The organism is Parvibaculum sp. MBR-TMA-1.3b-4.2 (genome assembly GCF_053628815.1).
Map to the genome: position 1 here is coordinate 1,350,086 of NZ_JBRJHC010000001.1, position 19,742 is coordinate 1,369,827.

Annotated in this window: 17 protein-coding genes; 6 read left to right on the top strand and 11 right to left on the bottom strand. The window is 60.2% G+C overall.

Annotated features, from left to right (window positions below):
* Positions 1–69: 69 nt before the first annotated feature.
* Complete coding sequence (locus ACSSVQ_RS06585) at positions 70–1,008, bottom strand: MurR/RpiR family transcriptional regulator (RefSeq protein ID WP_454181658.1); 939 nt, start codon at positions 1,006–1,008, stop codon at positions 70–72.
* Between ACSSVQ_RS06585 and ACSSVQ_RS06590 the strand changes: the two genes are divergently transcribed.
* The 4 genes from ACSSVQ_RS06590 to ACSSVQ_RS06605 are packed head-to-tail and all read left to right on the top strand — an operon-like array spanning position 1,007 to position 6,123.
* Positions 1,007–2,191 (top strand): mandelate racemase/muconate lactonizing enzyme family protein, encoded by a 1,185-nt coding sequence (locus ACSSVQ_RS06590; RefSeq protein ID WP_454181660.1) that lies wholly within the window; start codon positions 1,007–1,009, stop codon positions 2,189–2,191. The genes ACSSVQ_RS06585 and ACSSVQ_RS06590 overlap by 2 nt on opposite strands.
* Positions 2,192–2,194: 3 nt before the next feature.
* A complete protein-coding gene (locus tag ACSSVQ_RS06595) occupies positions 2,195–3,268 on the top strand; it encodes a DUF2817 domain-containing protein (protein WP_454181662.1) in 1,074 nt (357 codons plus the stop codon).
* Positions 3,269–3,274: 6 nt separating this feature from the next.
* Positions 3,275–4,468 (top strand): hypothetical protein, encoded by a 1,194-nt coding sequence (locus tag ACSSVQ_RS06600; RefSeq protein ID WP_454181664.1) that lies wholly within the window; start codon positions 3,275–3,277, stop codon positions 4,466–4,468.
* A 26-nt stretch (positions 4,469–4,494) separates the two neighbouring features.
* Positions 4,495–6,123, top strand: a complete 1,629-nt coding sequence (locus ACSSVQ_RS06605) for an amidohydrolase (RefSeq protein ID WP_454181666.1) — start codon at positions 4,495–4,497, stop codon at positions 6,121–6,123.
* Positions 6,124–6,154: 31 nt separating this feature from the next.
* Here ACSSVQ_RS06605 and ACSSVQ_RS06610 read toward each other — a convergent pair whose 3' ends face one another.
* The 4 genes from ACSSVQ_RS06610 to ACSSVQ_RS06625 all read right to left on the bottom strand — a co-directional run bounded on the left by ACSSVQ_RS06610 (position 6,155) and on the right by ACSSVQ_RS06625 (position 11,861).
* Entirely contained in the window at positions 6,155–7,498 is a 1,344-nt protein-coding gene (locus ACSSVQ_RS06610; RefSeq protein ID WP_454181668.1) for a cytochrome P450, read from the bottom strand.
* Between the two features lie 79 nt (positions 7,499–7,577).
* On the bottom strand, positions 7,578–8,615 hold the full coding sequence (locus ACSSVQ_RS06615) for an NAD-dependent epimerase/dehydratase family protein (RefSeq protein ID WP_454181670.1): 1,038 nt from the start codon (positions 8,613–8,615) through the stop codon (positions 7,578–7,580).
* Between the two features lie 9 nt (positions 8,616–8,624).
* Positions 8,625–10,604 carry an SDR family NAD(P)-dependent oxidoreductase gene (locus ACSSVQ_RS06620; RefSeq protein WP_454181671.1) on the bottom strand — a complete coding sequence of 660 codons (1,980 nt, stop codon included), beginning with the start codon at positions 10,602–10,604 and terminating at the stop codon, positions 8,625–8,627.
* Positions 10,605–10,625: 21 nt separating this feature from the next.
* Positions 10,626–11,861, bottom strand: a complete 1,236-nt coding sequence (locus ACSSVQ_RS06625) for an aminotransferase class III-fold pyridoxal phosphate-dependent enzyme (RefSeq protein ID WP_454181673.1) — start codon at positions 11,859–11,861, stop codon at positions 10,626–10,628.
* A gap of 93 nt (positions 11,862–11,954) precedes the next feature.
* Here ACSSVQ_RS06625 and ACSSVQ_RS06630 point away from each other — a divergent pair, with 93 nt between their 5' ends.
* Both ACSSVQ_RS06630 and ACSSVQ_RS06635 read left to right on the top strand, forming a co-directional pair.
* Positions 11,955–12,866: a carbohydrate kinase family protein gene (locus ACSSVQ_RS06630; protein ID WP_454181675.1), complete on the top strand. Its 912-nt coding sequence runs from the start codon at positions 11,955–11,957 to the stop codon at positions 12,864–12,866.
* On the top strand, positions 12,856–13,512 hold the full coding sequence (locus tag ACSSVQ_RS06635) for a class II aldolase/adducin family protein (RefSeq protein ID WP_454181677.1): 657 nt from the start codon (positions 12,856–12,858) through the stop codon (positions 13,510–13,512). Before ACSSVQ_RS06630 ends, ACSSVQ_RS06635 begins: the two co-directional genes overlap by 11 nt.
* Before the next feature lie 152 nt (positions 13,513–13,664).
* Here the strand turns inward: ACSSVQ_RS06635 and purU are convergent, their stop codons facing one another.
* From purU to ACSSVQ_RS06665, 6 genes are all read right to left on the bottom strand, one after another.
* The gene (purU, locus tag ACSSVQ_RS06640) at positions 13,665–14,528 is read right to left on the bottom strand and encodes a formyltetrahydrofolate deformylase (RefSeq protein ID WP_454181679.1); all 864 of its coding nucleotides are present in this window, start codon (positions 14,526–14,528) and stop codon (positions 13,665–13,667) included.
* A gap of 108 nt (positions 14,529–14,636) precedes the next feature.
* Positions 14,637–15,944: a type III glutamate--ammonia ligase gene (glnT, locus tag ACSSVQ_RS06645; protein WP_454181681.1), complete on the bottom strand. Its 1,308-nt coding sequence runs from the start codon at positions 15,942–15,944 to the stop codon at positions 14,637–14,639.
* Positions 15,945–15,990: 46 nt separating this feature from the next.
* Entirely contained in the window at positions 15,991–17,319 is a 1,329-nt protein-coding gene (locus ACSSVQ_RS06650; RefSeq protein WP_454181683.1) for an FMN-binding glutamate synthase family protein, read from the bottom strand.
* Positions 17,320–17,329: 10 nt separating this feature from the next.
* Entirely contained in the window at positions 17,330–18,016 is a 687-nt protein-coding gene (locus ACSSVQ_RS06655; protein WP_454181685.1) for a GltB/FmdC/FwdC-like GXGXG domain-containing protein, read from the bottom strand.
* Entirely contained in the window at positions 18,016–18,915 is a 900-nt protein-coding gene (locus tag ACSSVQ_RS06660; RefSeq protein WP_454184657.1) for a class II glutamine amidotransferase, read from the bottom strand. Before ACSSVQ_RS06660 ends, ACSSVQ_RS06655 begins: the two co-directional genes overlap by 1 nt.
* Positions 18,916–19,019: 104 nt before the next feature.
* On the bottom strand, positions 19,020–19,673 hold the full coding sequence (locus tag ACSSVQ_RS06665) for a helix-turn-helix domain-containing protein (protein WP_454181686.1): 654 nt from the start codon (positions 19,671–19,673) through the stop codon (positions 19,020–19,022).
* Positions 19,674–19,742: the final 69 nt, after the last annotated feature.

The window sequence follows — 19,742 nt, forward strand, 5'->3', positions numbered from 1 at the left end:
CTCATACGCTGCAGATGACGCTCAAGGCCAAGCCTGGTCCGCACTATACGGGACAGCATTCCGAACGACCTAGACCGATCCCAGCAGGTTCTGCTTCGACCAGATCTGTTCCATGTGAGCGAGGCGGGATACCACGCTTTCCCCCATGCGCTTCGCGACGGCATCCAACAGATAGTTGAGCAGAGCCGTCAGCCCGGTCTTGCTGTCGAAAAGGCCGCAGGTCGCCTGGGATATGCGAAAGTTCGTTTCGCTGCGGGTGGCGATAACGTTATGCGGGCCATCCGTGATCGCGATCGTATGGAGCCCCATTCCGCACACCATTTCATGCACATCCACAACCCAGCTCTCATTGCGCTGTGCATCCATGACCAGCAATACATCATCGGGAGCGGCTTTCCCCAGCTCGGTCGAGACACGAAAGGGCGACCCCTCCAGGCTATAAACGCGCGGGCGCACGATCCTCAGGAAATCATGGAAAGTTGTCGCCGGGCCCGCCCACTGCTCGCTCGACAGAATGAACACCCGCCGCTCGGTATCCGCGAGAAGGTCTACTGCCCTTTCAAGGTCCCGTTCGCCGATCGCCGAAAGCGTTTCCTTCACGTTCAGCATTTCGATTTCGATCCAGGCGGCAAGGTCGTGACGCGCCGCCGGATCCCTCGCCCGCTTGTATGCGGACGATATTCGGTTCGACAATTCGTGCCGGATGCTGGCCTGCAGCCCGCTGAAGCCGGGATATCCCAGTTTATCCGCAAAGCGGACAATGCTGGGGGCGGAGGTTTCAGCCTCCTTAGCCACACTCGCCGCCGTCCCGAAGGCCACAAGCTCCGGATAGCTGCTGACGAGGCGCGCTATCCGCTGCTCGGTCGGCGTCAGCTTTGCCGAGAGCTGCTCAATGCGGTCAAAAATATTTTCTGTAACATTCATTACATTCTTTCTCACTTCGTAATGATCATTATAGTTCGGCTCCTGGATCCGACAAGTACGCGACAAAGGGGTACCGGCACGCATGAATGAAGACAGGATTGTCCGTATCGAGCTGACCGAGGTCGCCATTCCTTTCAAAAAGGAAGTCCAGGAGGTCATGCAAGGCTCCGGCAACGGCCTTGGCATGGCCATTCCGGCCGAAGAGCCGTGGCTTGGGGGAGATTTCGTGATCTGCCGCCTCTTCAGCGCATCCGGCGCGACAGGCATGTCGGAGGCCTTTGTCTGGCTGCCGGAATCCGGCGTCTCTCCCGGTGGGATCATCGAGACCATTCGGAGCGACATGGCGCAGTTCGTGCTCGGAGAATCCCCCTTCGACACCGAACGCCTGATGGCGCGGCTGAACAACAACGTCACGCGTAACGAAATCGCCAAGGGCCTGCTCGATTCAGCCTGTTTCGAGTTGAAGGCGCAACTGGCGGGGCAGTCGGTCGCCAATCTTCTCGGTGGCGTTCAGAAGCGGGAGCTACCGCTTGCCGCCCTCATCCCTCTCCACAGCGACACGTCGACCATGGTTTGGCTCGCGCAACACTGGCACGCGCAAGGAAGCCGCACCATTCGCGTGAAGCTCGGCGAAAGCATCGAACGCGATGTGGAAATCATGAGCGCCATGCGCGACGCGCTCGGCAGCGAAGTGCGTCTGCGCGTCGATTACAATCAGGCCTATTCGGCATGGGACGCGATCGCCGCGATCAACGCCATCGAGCCCTTCCATATCGAGGTTGCGGAGCAGCCCACAAGCGCGTCGAACTACCTTGCCATGGCAGGGGTTCAGAAGCGTGTGAATGTGCCGCTCATGTCACATGAAGGCTGCTTCTCGCTCAGCGAAATCCATCAGCTACATGCATTGGGCGCCATCGGGGCCGTCGGCATCAATGCCGAACGCCCCGGCGGCCTCAGCGCGGCTGTTCGCGCGATCCATTTCGCCGAGCAAAACGGGCTGGGCGTGATCCTGCACAACCAGCCGGCCGGCCTCGGATCGGTGTGGCAGGCGCATCTCGGTGCTGCCTTCCACTCCTCGCTTCACTATGACATGGAGCTCTTCGGTCATGTGATGCTGGAGCACGATCTTCTCAAAGCGCCGATGGACTATAGCAACGGAACACTGACGCTGCCGGAGGGGACAGGCTGGGGCGTGGAGCTCGATCTCGACGCGGTCGAGCACTATGCCGTGCGGCCTACAGTCGTCATCGAGAAGACGAGGAACTAAGCCATGATCGACACCACCCTGATGGCCGAGCGATACCAGTCAGCTCGTGATCTCTTTCTATCCAATGCCGACAAGGCGGGATGGGAAGCGCATAGCCTGCTTCATCCGCTGAAGGGGCCCCAGGGCATCGATCTTTACACGGATGTCATTCACACGGGCAATCCAGACAGCGAAAACCTCCTGATGATCTCCTCGGGCACTCACGGTATCGAGGGATATCTCGGCTCGGAGATCCAAAGCCGCCTGCTTGCCGAAAACGTGATTGCGCCGGACCGCGCGGACCGCCATGTCGTGATGGTGCATGCGGTCAATCCTTACGGCTTTGCCTGGCACCGGCGCGTCAATGAAGACAATATCGACCTCAACCGGAACTTTATCGACTTCGGTGCGCCGCTCCCCGAAAACGAAGGGTATGAAGCGTTTCGTGCGCTCCTCAATCCCGCGGAGTGGGACGAGGGGTATGAAGAAAAGCTGAAGGCGGAGGCCGCTCTGGCAATCGAGCGAATGGGACTGGGCGCCCTCTTCAAATCGGTCAGTGGCGGTCAGTATGAACATCCCTCCTGCATCCAGTATGGCGGCCAGGGGCCATGCTGGTCACGGCGCATGATGGAAGATGTTTGGACGCAGGTCATGGCGAACAAGCGCCGCGCGACCCAGATCGATCTTCATACCGGTCTCGGATCTCCCGGCGAAGGCGTTCTGATGACCTATGGCAAGGATGAACAGACGCGCATCAAGCGGGCCCGCGCTATGTGGCAGGATATTTTCGTCTCCCCGCCCGCGGAGACGGACGATACTCTCACCACGGGCGTGCTCGGGCCGCATCTGGAAAATATGTTCGCCGACCGGGATATTCTCGCCGTCGTGCTGGAATACGGCACGAAAGAACCGGTCGACGTCCTGCATGCCATCGCCGCCGATAACTGGCTGCATCACCACGGGGACGTCGACAGCGAACGGGGTGCGCTGATCAAGCAGCTCATGCTCGACGCCTTCTATCTGAGCGACACCTCTCTCCGCGAGAAGTCCTATCAACGCGCCAGGAATGTTGTCGTCGCGGCCGAAAATGCCGGCTGACACGTCATGCCCTGCTATTCATCCCTGCCGGCCCTGATCCGGGACGCAGCCCCGCGCACTCCCCTGCTCTGTCTTTCGCCCCGCCGCATCACGGAACGGGTTCGCCTGTTCAGAGCGCATTTTCCGGGAGAGACGAGCTGGGCGGTAAAGTCCAATCCCCATCCCCGGGTGGTCGAGGCTGTCGTCGATGCAGGTATCCGGACATTCGACGTGGCGTCGCGCCAGGAAATCGACCTGATCCGGCATCACTGTCCGTCGGCCATGCTTCACTTCAATCATCCGGTTAAGACGCCGGACGATATCGCCTATGCCATTCACGCCGCCGGCATCCGCAGCTTCGTGATCGACAGCCCCGAGGAACTGGAAAAGATCGATATCACTCTCGACAGCATGGAGGCGGGCCTGCGGAGCGACATCACGCTGACGATCCGATTTCGGAGCAAAAACGCAGCGGGAACAGGCAATTACAATTTCGACGAGAAATTCGGCATCCCGCCTCAACAGGCCGCCGAGCTTCTGCAGTTGGCCGCGCATCGGGGATACCGAACGGGCCTCACCTTCCATCCCGGCTCCCAGAACCGGCGGCCGGAAAGCTATGCGCTATCGATCGAGACGGCGCGCGACATTGCCGGACGGGCTTTCCCGCAAGGAGAGTCTGCACTTGCCCACCTGAATATCGGCGGGGGCTTCCCTTGCGCCTATCCGGGGGGCAGCGGACCTTCGCTGCATTGCTACTTCAAGGCCATTTCCCAAGCGGCGTCGGATCTTGCCTGCCCGCTCGTCTGCGAGCCCGGCCGCGCACTGGTTGCCGAAAGCACGAGCCTGCTGACCCGGATCAATCTCCGCCGCAAGGACGATTCCCGCCTCTACATCAATGACGGGATATACGGCTCGTTCATGGAAGCCGCCTTTGTCGATTTTCAACCACCCGCTCGCGCCTATTCCGCCGCCGGCGCCGCGTTTCCCGAAGACGAGCCCCGTGAGGCATTTCAGGTTTGGGGCGCGACCTGCGACAGCCTGGACCGGCTGCGGCAGCCCGTCTGTCTGCCATCTGCCATCCGCACCGGCGACTTCATCGAATTCGGGATGATGGGGGCTTACAGCAACGCCACGGCAACCCGTTTCAACGGTATCGAACCAGCAGGTCTTGTGAGCGTCGAGGAAATAGCTCCCTGGTCGGCGGATGCAAAACGCGCGTGAAATCAACCGATAAGGAGAGGCTTCAGATGCCGCAACCGGACACCGGCAATACAAGTGAGGCGACCTTGTTGTTCAATGTCGAAATCCTGTCCATGGATGACGACCGGACCGTCGCCGAGGCCATGGTCTATCAGCACGGTATCATTCGCTTCGTCGGCGACGAAGCAGGCGCCAGGCACTGGCTGAACGAGGCGGGCCTTTCCGCCCGTAAGGTAGACGGCCGGGGAAACTGCGTCCTGCCGGGCTTCATCGACACGCATCTCCATCCCATCCTGCTCTCCATATTCGAGGTGAATGCGGATTTGAGCGCGGCCTCCTCGATCGACGACGTCACCTCCCTCATCGCCGGCAAGGCAACCGCACTCGAAACCGGTGACTGGCTTCTGGGCCTACAGCTCGACGAACAGCGCTTCTCAGGAACCGGATTGCCGGATCGACACATCCTCGACCGGGTCTGCCCCGACAATCCTCTCGTCATCTTCTGCAGAGACGGACATAGCCTGATCGCCAACTCCGCCGCTTTACACGTGGCAGACCTGGCGGACGCGCCGAAAGACATCAATGGCGGAACAATCGAAGTCGATGAGAAAGGCAAGCCGACGGGAATATGTCGCGAGGCGGCGACAGGCCTCGTCATGATGCATTTCAAGCCGCCGGGAGAAGCCCAACTCAAGACGGCTACGCTTCACGCCATTCGCAAGCTCCCTGCCCATGGGATCACCTCCATCGGTGCAATCCTGCAAACGGATGCGGAGGGGCCCAGTGGTGCAAGCGGCCAGCGCGAAAGCGCGCTGATGGCCGAGCTCGCCCCCGACCTGCCGCTTTCCATCTACAATATTTTCATCGGCACGACCCCTGCCGACACCTTCCCGAGTGGCCCCGACAAGGCTTCCGACGTCTTTACCGATCTCAAATATCGCGCCTTCAAGATTTTCTCGGACGGCACGCTCGGCTCATGCACCGCCTGCATGCATCATGGTTTCTTCGATCACCCCGAACAGACCGGGTATCTGACGCTTGGACCGGATGAACTCTACCGGCGGATGGTCGAGGCGCATGGCATGGGCCTCCAAATATGCATACACGCCATCGGCGACAAGGCGGTTACGACCTGCCTCGATCTCTATGAGAAACTACTCGAAGAATATCCGCGCAAGGACCACCGACACCGCATCGAGCATGCCTCCGTCGTCACGTCAGGCGACATCGAACGCATGGCGAAACTCGGTATCGCACTCAGCTGCCAGCCACTCTTCATACGTTCCGAAGCAGGCTGGCTGCCGCAACGCCTCGGGCCGGACCGGGTGCCGATGACCTACCCGTTCCGCTCGTTCTTCGACGCAGGCATTCCCGTTGCCGGCTCGTCCGACGCCCCCATCGAGAGCACCAGCGTTCTCGCCGCCATAGAATGCTGCGTTACACGAGATGGCTTCTCAACCGGACAGAAATTGAGCGTAGATCAGGCAATCGCCATGTATACGCGCAATGCGGCTTTCATCCAGTTTGAAGAGGCGGAGAAGGGAACACTCGAAGCGGGCAAGCGAGCCGATTTTGTAATGCTCGACAAAAACCCGCATCGCGTCCTACCCGAAGATATCGGGAAGATCTGTATCGTCAGAACCGTCCGCGGCGGAGAGACAACTTACGAATGTTAGCCAGGCCACCGCGCCTTAGGTAGCGCGCGGCCTATTGGTGCATGCGCTGAATCTCGATTGGCATCTGCTTGAGCTGCGCCATGGCCCATTTCTCGTACCAGTCGCAATCGGTTTCCTTGAAACCGACCGAAAGGTCCTGGCTGACCAGTGCGTCGAGCGTTTTCTCTGCCAGCATGAAGGCGAGGATCCGGCCGGGACAAATCTGTGCGCCCGCGCCGAATGTGGAATGACCGCGCATCGGCCGATCGAGCCTGAACTGCTCCGGCTCAGGGAATGCTTTGGGATCTAGATTACCGGCCCCCCAACACATCATGATCGTGGTTCCCTTCGGAATCCGCACGCCTTCAAAAACGATTTCCTCAAGCGCATATCGATGCAGATGCAGCACCGGCGGCTCAAGACGAAAGCCTTCGAAGGTCGCAGCCGGCAGCAGAGAGCGATCTGCGCGAAGTCGGTCGAGGACACCGGGATGGCGGAGCATGGTGTAGACCACATTCGATGCGCCAAGAGCCGCCGTGTGGAAGGCATCGATGAGATTGGCCGCCAGATAGTCGCCCGCATCCCTGGGCACGATACCGGCTATGGCAGGATCGTCACTGAACTCAAGTCCCTTGATGTCCTCCGCGATGGCATCGACAAGCGGAAAGCCGCCGGACGCGACGGCGCGTCGAACAGCCTGGACAACTGTTTTCCCATAGCCGTCGGCCGCCATATCGAAGACATGGACATCATGTTCGGTCGGATCGATATTGAACATTCCGCTCATATCGCGAACGAATTCAACAAGCGCGCCTTTCTCCTCTGCCGTCATCCCAATCAGGGCGGCCCAAAACCGGCATGTCAGCTCATCGCCAAAATGCCGTTGAAAGTCGACCTCGCCGACATCGGTAATCTCGGCCAGCAGCTCTGCGATGATCGTCTCGGCCAGTGGCTCCAACGCCGCAACCGCTTTGGGACTCAGTTGTTTGGTCAGTATGCGCCGAGCGGGATCATGCAGCGGCGCATTGGTGAAAAATACCTGATTGGCGAGGATCCGGACGAGGGCGCCGCCCGTTCCGGCGGGCGCAGCAGCTTCATCGCGCAAGGCCTCGAAGGACCCTGCGGAGAGCGCGTCCGGTGACATATTTCCGGCTGCGGGCAAGGTCGAGAGTGTCCGCAGATGCTCATTGCGGAACACGACGATCTGGCCGTCAGGGGTTCGCAAGAACGGAACGTCAGACAGGGCGAACAATTTCCGGCATGTATCGCGGAAGCTGTCGCGTCCACTGAAAGAGCCGCAGGTCTCTACCAGGGGCAGGTCGGCGATTTCACGAATACTCCCCTCGGAGTGCCCTGCGTTCTGCCTGGCAGAATCCGGTTCATCGGTGTGGGACATTTAAAACCTCATGTTAAACCGTGCAAAACTCGAACGGGGAACTCACCCGGGGCGGCGTTCCATCGCGGCCCCTGCTTCATCAATCACGCCACGCCTGCCAGGACCGGTAGTGATCGGCCAGCGTTTCTTCCGCGGGCCGATAGACGATTCCAAGCTCTTCAATGCTGCGATGATTATCGACGGTGAAGCGAATGCCGAGATGATGGCGGATATATTCCTGGGTCAGACCAAAAAACGGACCGACGAGGCGGATCACCCAATGCGGTAGCTGATAACGCGGCAGCAGATAGGGCTTGCGATGATATGGCCTGATCATCTTCGCCATATCGAAAAGCGAGATCATGCCCTTCTCGGCGAGGATATAACGGCCGCTCGCTTTCTCGTTCAACGCGGCGCGCATATGCGCGAGCGCGACGTCACGTACATCGACATAGGTGAAGGCGAAATCCGCCGCCCCGTAAAAGAAGGAACCTCTGAGCAATTCATCGAGCAAAAAGAGACTGCCGGAATCGGAGGACGGCGTCAGTGCGGGTCCGAGGATGAGACCCGGATTGATGGCGACCATGGTCCAGCGCTTCTGACGGTCGCAGATTGCCCAGGCTTCCTTTTCCGCCACCACTTTGGAATAGTGATAGGGGTTATTTTCCACCGTGCTCGTCGTATTGAAAAAGCGCTCCTGCAGGATATTGCCCTGCAAGGTGGGCACATCGATGTAGTCGCCGAATATCGCACCGACCGTCGAGGTGAACACGACACGAGAGACACTTTCGCATTCATCGACGGCGCCGAGAACATTCCTCGTTCCCTGAAGCGCAGGCTCGACGAGTTCACGCCGGCCATCCTTGATCTGCTCGGGAAGCAGGAATGGCGACGCCACGTGGAAGACCGTGTCGCAATCCTGCATTGCGTCCTTGAAGGACCCGGATTTCAAAAGGTCGGCTTCGAAAAGTTCAAGCTGTCCGGGGTATCGCTCCATCAATGCGGCGAGGCCAGGAAGCTTTTCACGCCTGGCAAGGCTGCGAACCGTCGTATTGACCCTGTAGCCTTCTTTCAGCAGCAGCTCGACGAGATGCCCCGCGACATAACCGCTCCCGCCGGTAACCAAAGCCTTTTTCATGATCCTCTCCTACCTCGCCTTGAGCGTTCCCGCCGCCTTCATCGAAAGCAGGTTCTCATGTTGGGTTCGATAATCGCTTTTCAGAATCCTCGCCGTCACGGGCTTCGGCAAAAGTCCGGCGAGTTTCACAAGCAGGCTCGTCGAGACCGGAAACGCATAATCCCAACGCTGTTGACGGATCGCCGTCAGCAAATGCTCGACTGCCAGGTCTTCGGAAATTTCCCGCGGCGCCGGCATACCGTCATTTGCCGTCGCTTCCGTTGCGATGAACCCGGGATAAATGGAGACGAAATGTATTCCCCGATCCCCAAACTCCACGCGGCAGGTATCGAAAAGAAGCCTTAGCGCTCCTTTGGCTGCCGAATAGGGGCCCTGGAGCGGCACCCCGAGGAAGCCGGCAAGCGAATTTGTGTGCGCGATCACCCCGCCCCGCTGCGCCGACATCTGATTGATCACGGGAAACAGGTAGTTTACAATCGTGTCGTAGTTGGACCGCATATAAGCCATTACATCGCGCGCGCTCATCGTTCTCATATCAAGCGCCGGCGCGCCGCCGATATTCAGGACCGCCAGATCGATCCGACCGAACCTCTCGACCGCCGCGGCCACGACACCTGCCGCATTATCCGGATCTCCGGCATCCGCCGCCAGCGCCAGACAGTGACCGCCCCTCTCCGCCACTTCCCGCGACAGTTCTTCGAGGCGCTCTTTTCGGCGCGCGGTAACAACCAGATGCGCACCTTCTTCGGCCAGCCGCAAGGCGAGCGCACGCCCCATGCCCGAAGAAGCCCCGGCGATCAGAACCGTCTTTCCCGTATAGCGTTCATGAGCCATCGGATCCGCCTGCTCCCAATATTTTCGTCCCGCCCAGACCAGCACGGCCGACACGAGCGCAAAGACAAAACTGACCAGCGCGACCGGTCGCGCCTCGTCGCCGATCACAACGAAGGATGCCGCAAGAGGCCCGAAGGCAAGGCCAAGAAGCTGCGCCGCCGGCATCAGCACAGCGACGCGGCCAAGACCGTCCGCCCTGAAAGCCAAGGCGAACTGGAACGGGTTGAGAAACAGCCAGGTAAAGCCGAACGCCGCGCACAGCATCGCGAAGCCGGCGCGCGCGCCATGGGGGAGAACATATATTCCGCCGGTTGCGACCGCGAGGATGAGAGCCCCCATGCAAAGCGCGAAAACGACGTTTAGCCGCCGCACGAGGAGCGTCGCCAGAATGCCGCCCGAGACCTGAACCAGAAGGAGTATCGAGACCAAAGACTGGACCTGGTTCTGGCCAAAGCCTGCCTCTTTTCCCAGTGGCTCCAGATAAGCCCACAGCGCCCCGAGGGCGGCCATTTGCAGAAATGCGACGACAAGCACGATCCGCCTGCTCATAGACCATTTCGGTTTCTTGCCTTCGGTATGTGCAATCGGCACAAACCCGGACGGGAGGGCAAAGGAGAGCAACGCCGCGACCGCCAAAAGAACCGCCAATGCGACGAATCCGCCGGGCCATCCCATCTCCGGAACGACGAGGCCGGCGAGAAGAGCGGCAACGGCGGCTTGCGCCACTGTTTGCGCAACCACGAAAATGGCTGCGATCCTGTCGGGTTTCGCCGTCCGGACGACCGTACAAGTCGCGACCCAGATCAAGGCGCCCTCCAGCACCCCCGCACCGCCGCGCAGGGCAACCAAAACGCCATTCCCCTCAACATGCACCGTCATGGCATCCAGTGCCGCAACGCCAATTGCCGCCAGGAATGCCACCAGCTTGTACTGCGAAACGGGCAGGACCGTTTCACTCAAAGCTACGCCAATACCGACCGCGACGATTTCGCCCATCGCCACCAGCCCGACACCGGACATGGTGATCCGTCCCGCCCCGGCCAATCCACCCAAAAGGATCGGCTGCAAGCCAAGGACAAGAAGCGCCAGGGAGCCGATCGCCAATGCGGCGGCAGTCTGACCTGCCGATATCCCGGATTGACGATTGCTGTTCATGGTCCCGACCTCTTGCGACGATCAGGCCGCGACCGGATCGGGAAGTTTTTTCATCACCGTCTCCGCAACTTCCAGCGTCCGGTCGATATCCGCCTCCGTCATGGCGGCGCCGACGAACATATTGTGGAAAGGGTGGAAATAGACGCCGCCGGCAAGCATGCCGTCGGCAAAGGCGGTGCTGCGATCGAAATCGCAATTTCCGTCCTCATTCACAACCATGACGAGCGGCATTTGGGACGGCCCCGTCTGACTGAGATCGAGACCGCAAGAATTCGCGATGGAGGCGAGCCCCGCTCTCAACCTGTCGCCCAGCGCAATCGTCCGCTCCAGGTAATCGGTTTCGCGAATAAGGCGAAGCGTTTCCAGCGAAGCCGCCATGGCCGCGCCCGCAAACCAGAACGAGCCCGTCACATAGATATGAGACGCAGCCTCCTTCGCACGTTCGTTCCCCAGCAGCGCGGATATCGGATGGCCATTGGCAATGGCCTTTCCCCATGTCGACAGATCGGGCTGCACGCCCAAATGGTTCCAGCTGCAGTTGCGCTCGATACGAAAGCCAGCGCGGATGTCGTCGACAATCAATAACGCATCCTTTTCGTCGCAGAGCTCGCGTGCCCTTCGCGCATAGGCCGCATCCGGCAGCTCCTGATCGACAAAGACATCGTGCTTGAAGGGCGAGGCAAAGATGGCGGCCAGATCATCGCCAGCCTCAGCCACCGCATCCTCCAGGCTTTTTACGTCATTGTACTGATAATAAATGAAGTGAGCGCGGTCTTCTTCCACCGTCCCGGCAGGGATGGGCGTGCACCAGGGCGCTGCGCCATGATAGGCCCCGCTCGCCATCAAAATCTTCTTGCGTCCCCGATAGGCCCTCGCCGTCAGCAACGCCATGCTGGAGGCGTCCGTGCCGTTCTTGCAGAACATTGCCCAGTCGGCATGCGTGACCATCGCCACAAAGGCTTCGGCCAGTTCCACCATGCGCGGGGTCGGCCCCGTCGCCACGTCAATCTGCGACATCTGCTTGCGGTAAGCGGCGTCCACCTGCTCGTTGCAGTAGCCGAAGAGATTGGGGCCATAACCGCACATGAAATCGATATAGCGGTTTCCGTCGACATCCCAGAGATAGGCGCCTTCCGCACGCTCGAAGAACTGCGGCGCATGCGGCGGCAGCAGGCCGACGGACTGATGCCCGTACATACCGCCCGGAATAACCCTGCTCGCCCGCGCTCTCAGTTCCCGATCGACCTGCCCGCTCATCATGCTTCTCCGGTTGCCAAAATATAGTATTTACTATTATTGTGTCATCGGCCTCGTTGCAAGAGGCTTTTTAGAGAGAGGAGAAAGACGGCCATGACCGACCTGATCTGCGCAGGTCTAACCACGCTGGACATTCTCGTTCGTCCTGTGGACGCCCTGCCGGACGCACAGCAACCGACGCTGGTCGAGGAAATTGGGCTCGCACCGGCGGGTACCGCTTCCGGTACGGCCATGGTCGCGGCAACGCTCGGCCTCAAGGCCGCCGTTATTTCCGCCGTTGGCAAAGATGTGAATGGCGATATTACGCTGAGCTTTCTGGAGAAGATGGGCGTGGATTGCACGCATATAGAGCGGCTCGACGAGTTGCCGACATCCACCAGCGTGCTTACCATCCGCTCCGATGGCGAACGCCCCGTCTTTCACATGCTCGGCGCAAGCATTCTCACCTCGCTGTCCACCCAAGCCGTCGAGGCGGCAAAACAGTCCCGCTTCTTTCACTTTGGCGGCGTCGGCTTCCCCAACCTTTCAACGGCCGAAGCTATTGCTGCCATTGCGGATATTCGCGCAAGCGGTACCTTTACAAGCTGCGACATCATTGCGCCCCAACCGGAAACACTGGATGTCTTGCGGCCATTGCTGCGCAATATCGATTGCTTCATGCCAAGCGAAGCGGAAGTCCATGTCCTGCTGGGGGAAACGTCTCCGGAGGATGCCCTCAAAACCTTTGTCGGCATGGGCGCACGTGCCTGTATCATCAAACGCGGCGACAAAGGCAGTATCGGATTTTACGAGAACGAGATCGTGGAAGTCCCGGCAAAGAAAATTACACCGGTCGATACAACAAGCTGTGGCGATTCATATTGCGCCGGTTTCATAGACGGCCTCTCGCGCGGTCTTTCCTTCCGCGAAGCGATGACCGCCGCCACGGAAACGGCCGCCCAGGTCGCACAAGGCGCGGGAACGCTCGGTGCCCTTAAAAAAAGAGACCGCTCCAATGAACGCTAGATCCGACGAGCTGCGCAACGCACTGGTTGCCGTGATGCAGCAAATGGAGGCCTCCGGCCTCAACCACGGCACAGCCGGCAATGCGTCCGCCCGATGGGGAGAAAAGTTTCTGGTCACGCCCTCAGGCATTCCTGCCGCGCAACTCACACCGGACTCTATTGTGGAGATAGACCGGTCGGGCGCATATGAGGGAGATTTCCGACCAACCAGCGAGTGGCGCATGCATGTCGGCCTCCTGGCCGGTCGCCCCGACATCAACGCGGTGGTCCATTGCCATTCGCAATATGCAACCACGCTGGCCTGCGCCAACAAACCCATTCCACCGCTTCACTATATGACAGCCGTCAGCGGCGGCCCGGATATTCGCGTTGCCCCCTATGCTCTGTTCGGGTCGGAAGAACTGGCGTCTGTCGTCATCTCGACACTGGAAGGACGACGCGCCTGCCTCATGGCCAATCACGGGCAGATCGCACTGGGCCGGACCCCTGCCGAGGCTCTCATGATTGCTAGTGAAGTCGAAGTGCAGGCCTCCTTCTACTATGGGACGCTTGCCATAGGCGGGCCTGTGCTGCTTTCCGACGAACAGATGAACGAGGTTTTCAGCGCGTTTCTTTCATACGGACAAAAGCCGAAGAAAGAAGTCTGACGCCGCCGGAACGCCTGTCCGAACGAGACCGCATCTATCGCCCTGGCGGTCTGAACGAGTGCCAGCTCTCGCTCGCCTCGAGCAGCATTTCGATGCAGGCGTAACCGAGTTCCGTCGCGAACCGGTCTCCAAGCCGGAGATTGCTCCGCGTTCTATGCAGCAAACACAACCGTCTTGCGGCCGTTCAGCATGACGCGGTTTTCAAGGTGAAGCTTCACGGCACGGGCCAGCACACGGGATTCGATGTCGCGCCCGGTGGCGACCAGATCGTCCGGCGTCATCACATGCGTCACGCGTTCGGTTTCCTGTTCGATGATCGGTCCCTCATCGAGATCGGGCGTGACGTAATGCGCCGTCGCGCCGATGATCTTCACACCCCGCTCATGAGCCTGATGGTAAGGCTTCGCGCCTTTGAACGAGGGCAGGAAGGAATGGTGGATATTGATCACCTTTCCATAGAGCCGCGTGGATAGCTTGTCGGACAGGATCTGCATGTAGCGGGCAAGCACGACGAGGTCGGCACCGGTTTCCTTCACCAGTTCCACGATCTTCGCTTCCTGCTCCGCCTTGTTGTCCTTCGTAACGGGCAAATGATGAAAGGGAATGTTTTCCAGCTCGGCGGTGCGCCTGGCGTCTTCATGGTTGGAGACAATGGCCACCACTTCCGCGTTCAGCCAGTTCACCCGGATCTGATAGAGGATGTGCAGCATGGCGTGATCGAATTTCGAAACCATGATGACGATCTTCGGTTTCCGCTGCGCGTCCGTAACACCCATCATGATCTCGAAACGGTCGACAGCCGGCTTCAGCACGCGCTCAATATCGTCCCGCTGGACGGTACCGGGCGCCTGAACGGCAATGCGCATGAAGAACTTGTTGCTGCCCCGGTCCCAGAACTGATTGCTTTCGGAAATATTGGCGCCAATGGCGGCCAGCTCGGTCGTGACAGCGGCCACAATGCCCGGCCGGTCGGCGCAGGACAGGGTCAGGACGAATTCGGAAATGTCTTCAGCCATGGGTGAGGGTCTCTAATCGAAAAATGGACGTGACGCATCGCCCGGCTTGCGCTTCCAAGCGCCTGCCGGCGGCGACACCCGCCGCTTCTGCATATAGTCGTGTGCGTATCAGATATCGAGCGTGTTTTCCCGTTCCCACTCAGTGAAGTGGGAAACATAGGAGTGCCACTCCTGCCTCTTGAGTTTCAGGAAGGCCGAAGAGAAGGAAGAGCCCATCGCCCCCTTCAGCCCCTCATCGGCCTCGAATGCCCGGAGCGCATCCTGAAGGTTGAGCGGCAGTTTGGGCGCATCGGTCACCAGGTGACCTTCCTCATACATATCAATGTCGTAGCGCGGGCCCGGGTCGGCATTCGTCTTCAGCCCGTCGAGACCCGCCGCGATGACCACCGCCTGCAACAGATAGGGGTTCGCGGCACCGTCGGCGAGGCGCAGCTCGAAGCGGCCCGGATCGGGCACACGCACCATGTGGGTACGGTTGTTACCGGTCCATGTGACGGTGTTGGGCGACCAGGTCGCACCGGACAACGTCCGCGGCGCATTGATGCGCTTGTAGGAATTCACCGTCGGATTGGTAATCGCGGCGAGCGCGGGCGCATGTTTCATGATGCCGCCCAGAAAGCGCAGCCCCTCGGACGAAAGACCGAACTCCGCCTTGTCGTCGGCGAACACATTTTGCGTGCCGTCGGCATTCCAGACAGAGACATGGCAATGACAGCCATTGCCCGTCAGCTCCTTGAAGGGCTTGGGCATGAAGGTCGCGCGCAGCCCATGTTTTTCGGCGACCGACTTCACCATGAATTTGAAGAAGGAGTGCTTGTCCGCCGTCTTGAGCGCATCGTCATACTTCCAGTTCATCTCGAACTGGCCGTTCGCGTCCTCATGGTCGTTCTGATAGGGCTCCCAGCCGAGTTCCAGCATGTAGTCGCAAATCTCGGCGATGATGTCATAGCGCCGCATGACCGCCTGCTGGTCGTAGCAGGGCTTTTCCGCGGTATCGCGGATGTCGGAGATCGCATCGCCTTCCGGCGTGATGAGGAAGAACTCCGCCTCGACGCCCGTCTTCACATATTTGCCCTGCCCTTCAGCCTCGGCGATGAGCTTCTTCAACACATTGCGTGGTGCCTGATCGAGCGGCATGCCATCCATCACGCAATCGGCAGCCACCCAGGCGACATCCTTTTTCCAGGGAAGCTGGATCACCGAAGAGGCGTCCGGTATGCCAAAGAGGTCGGGATGGGCGGGCGACAGGTCGAGCCAGCTCGCGAAACCGGCAAAGCCTGCACCGTCGGCCTGCATGTCAGCAATCGCCGCAGCCGGCACGAGCTTTGCCCGCTGCCCGCCAAAAAGATCGGTGTAGCTGATCATGAAATATCTGATGCCGTTTTCGTCGGCAAAGCTCTTGAGATCGACGGTCATATCTTCCTCTCCGGTTTGTTCGGCACCATGCAAATGAGAGGCCGGGTCAGAAAACTGTCTTGCCCGGGACCCATCCCGTCCCAGCCAAGGGAACCTGGGCCATCGCCGAGGCTTCGATCGTAAGCGCACAGAGATCTTCCGGTTCAAGATTGTGCACATGGCTCTTTCCGCAGGCACGCGCGATGGTCTGCGCTTCCAGCGTCATCACCTTCAGGTAATTGGCGAGGCGCCGTCCTGCCGCAACAGGATCCACGCGCTTCATGAGTTCTGCGTCTTGCGTGGAAATGCCTGCCGGATCCGCTCCCTCATGCCAATCGTCATAAGCGCCCGCCGTGGAGCCCAGCGCCCGATATTCTTCTTCCCAACGCGGATCATTGTCGCCTATCGCCACCAGCGCCGCCGTCCCGATGGAGACCGCGTCCGCGCCCAGCGCCAGCGCCTTGGCGACATCGGCGCCGTTTCGTATCCCGCCGGAAATAACAAGCTGCACCTTGCGGTGCATGCCGAGATCCTGCAGTGCCTGCACGGCGGGCCGGATACAGGCGAGCGTCGGCTGACCCACATGCTCGATGAAGACTTCCTGCGTCGCCGCCGTGCCGCCCTGCATACCGTCCAGCACGACGACATCCGCGCCGGCCTTCACCGCCAGCGCCGTGTCGTAATAGGGCCGCGCGCCGCCCACCTTGATATAGATGGGCTTTTCCCAATCCGTGATCTCGCGCAGTTCGAGGATCTTGATCTCCAGATCGTCCGGTCCCGTCCAGTCCGGGTGGCGGCAGGCGGAGCGCTGGTCGATGCCTTTGGGCAGTGTGCGCATTTCCGCCACGCGGTCCGAAATCTTCTGGCCAAGCAGCATGCCGCCGCCGCCGGGCTTTGCGCCCTGACCGACCACGACTTCGATGGCGTCGGCGCGCTTCAGATCGCGCGGGTTCATGCCGTAGCGCGACGGCAGATACTGATAGACGAGCATTTGCGAATGACCGCGCTCTTCCTCCGTCATGCCGCCGTCGCCGGTCGTGGTGGACGTACCGGCGATGGTCGCGCCGCGCCCGAGCGCTTCCTTTGCGCCTGCAGAGAGCGAGCCGAAGCTCATGCCCGCAATGGTGATCGGAATCTTGAGTTCGATGGGCTTTTTCGCAAAGCGCGTGCCCAGCGTGACGCTCGTCTCGCATTTCTCGCGATAGCCTTCCAGCGGATAGCGTGACATGGAGGCGCCAAGAAACAGAAGGTCGTCGAAATGCGGTACGCGCCGCTTGGTGCCGCCGCCGCGAATGTCATAAATGCCGGTCGACGCGGCACGCCGGATCTCCGACAGCGTGTAATCGTCGAAGGTTGCCGATTTGCGAGGCGTGGTGCGCGGTGTCTGATAGCTCATCTCGGTATCCTCAATAGGCGTCGGCGTTGTCGACATCGAAATTGTAGAGCTTGCGTGCAGAGCCGTAGCGCGTGAACTCTTCCGGCTTCACATCCGTCACGCCCGCTTTCGACAACAGGTTGCCGAGAAGCTCGATATGTTCGGGGCGCATTTCCTTTTCGATGCAGTCCGCACCGAGGCTCTTTACGCTGCCGCGCACGAAGAGCTTGGCTTCGTAAAGCGAATCGCCTAGCGCATCGCCCGCATCGCCCAGCACCACCAGATTGCCCGACTGCGCCATGAAGGCGGACATATGCCCGATATTGCCTTTGACGACGATGTCTGCGCCCTTCATGGAAATGCCGCAGCGCGAGGACGCATTGCCTTCAATGACGAGGAGCCCGCCGCGCGAAGTCGCACCGGCATACTGGCTGGCGTTGCCTTTGATGACGACACTGCCGGACATCATGTTTTCCGCAACGCCCGGGCCGGCCGATCCATGCACGGTGATCGAGGCCTGCTGGTTCATGCCGCCGCAATAATATCCAACACTTCCGTGAACGGATATTTCCAGCGGCGCGTCCACGCCGACCGCAACCGCATGGCTACCGCGCGGGTTGAGAATTTCCCACAGCTCGCCGCCCTCGTCGCGCCCCAGACTGTGGAGCGCCTGGTTGAGGTCGCGCAGCGATGCCGTTTCGAGGTCGATGGTGGGCATTACTGATGCTCCCAGAAATAGACGGTGGCAGGCTCGGGTTCCCAGACCCGCGCCTCCTCAATGCCGGGCAGCCCGGCAAGCGCGCGATATTCCGAGCCGAAGGCGACATAGCGATCGGTTTCGGCCATCACGGCTGGCTTGCACGCGATCGCATCGCGCACCACGCCGAAACCGTTTTTCGTGCCGACCACGAAGGTGAAGAAGCCATCGAGATCGGAGAGCGCGCTTTCCAGCGCTGCGCCCAGATTCTTGCCCTTCTTCATCTCGGCGGTGAGATAGGCCGCCGCGACTTCGCTATCGTTTTCCGTTTCGAAATGCATGCCATCGCGCGCAAGCTCACGGCGCAGATTGTTGTGGTTCGACAGCGAACCGTTATGCACCAGGCATTGGTCCGCGCCTGTCGAGAAGGGATGCGCGCCCATTGTCGTGACGGCGGATTCCGTTGCCATGCGCGTGTGTCCCACGCCATGCGTGCCGCTCATGCCCGACAGGCCGAAGCGCTGAACGACGCTCGCTGGCAGGCCCGCTTCCTTGTAGATCTCGATGGCCTCCCCCACGCTCATGATCCGAAGCGTGGGATGGTTTTCAGCGAGCAGATTGCGCGCCGCCTCCATCGCCGCCTCATCCACCGTGATGACGGCGTGCGTGTTGTTCGGCGCCACGGAAACGTCGTCGCCCAGCACCGCCTTCAAGCTGTCTTCCAGGCCTGCGAAATCCGTCTCCGGATCGGCTGACCGCACGGTGATCTTCACCTTCCCGTCGGCGGCGTCGCCATAGATCGCCATGCCGGCGCTGTCGGGCCCGCGATCCGTCATGATCACCAGCATTTCCGACAGCATGCGTCCGAGCTGTGGCTCAAGCTCCCGGTCTTTCAGAAACAATCCAACAATGCCGCACATAGTGCTCACTCTCCGATCCTGCGTCTGGATCAAGAGCTAGCAGGTCCGGGAAACAAATTCAACTGTTAGGAAATAAATTTTCCTATGAGAAAACTTTATGCCGGTCAGCGCTGGGGATAGGCGATGATGGAGATGTATCGGATGGGAAACTTCCGCAGCTTGTTCGGCCCATGGGGCGAATCCGCATCGAAGAAGAGGCTGTCCCCCGGTTCCATGTTGAAAGTCTGGTCGCCATGGCGGTATTCGACCTCCCCTTCCAGCAGGTAGATGAGTTCGATCCCTTCATGCTGGAAGGCGGGGAAAGTGTCGGACTCCGCCGTCAGCGTCAGTTCATAGGGTTCGACGACCACGCCGCTCGTGTTGTTCTCGATGTAGCCGAGCAGGCGATACTGGTGGCCGGCGCGGGTGCCGCGGCGTTCGATCTCGACGCCTTCGCCCTTTTTCACGAAGACCGCGTTGCGCGGCTCTTCGTAGCTGCGGAAGAAATCGGTGACGGGCACGCCCAGCGCACGGGAAAGCGCCTGAAGCGTCGCCAGCGAGGCGGAGGTGTTGCCGTTCTCGATCTTCGACAGCATGCCGACGGAAATGCCGGTGGCCTGCCCCAGATCGGCGACGGTCAGGCCCAGCTTCTTGCGCAGGCGGCGAACCTCGTGGCCGATGGCGATCTCGAGGTTCTTCTCCTTCTCCGCTTTGACCGAGTGAGGATCCTGGGTGAACTTCGGGTTTGCTTCGTCCTTCGCCGCCTTCTTGCGTGCCATGGCCCCCGGCTCTCCTGCTCACTGTGACTGGTCCGCCCGATACGGGCTTTCACCACAGTAGGGAAAATG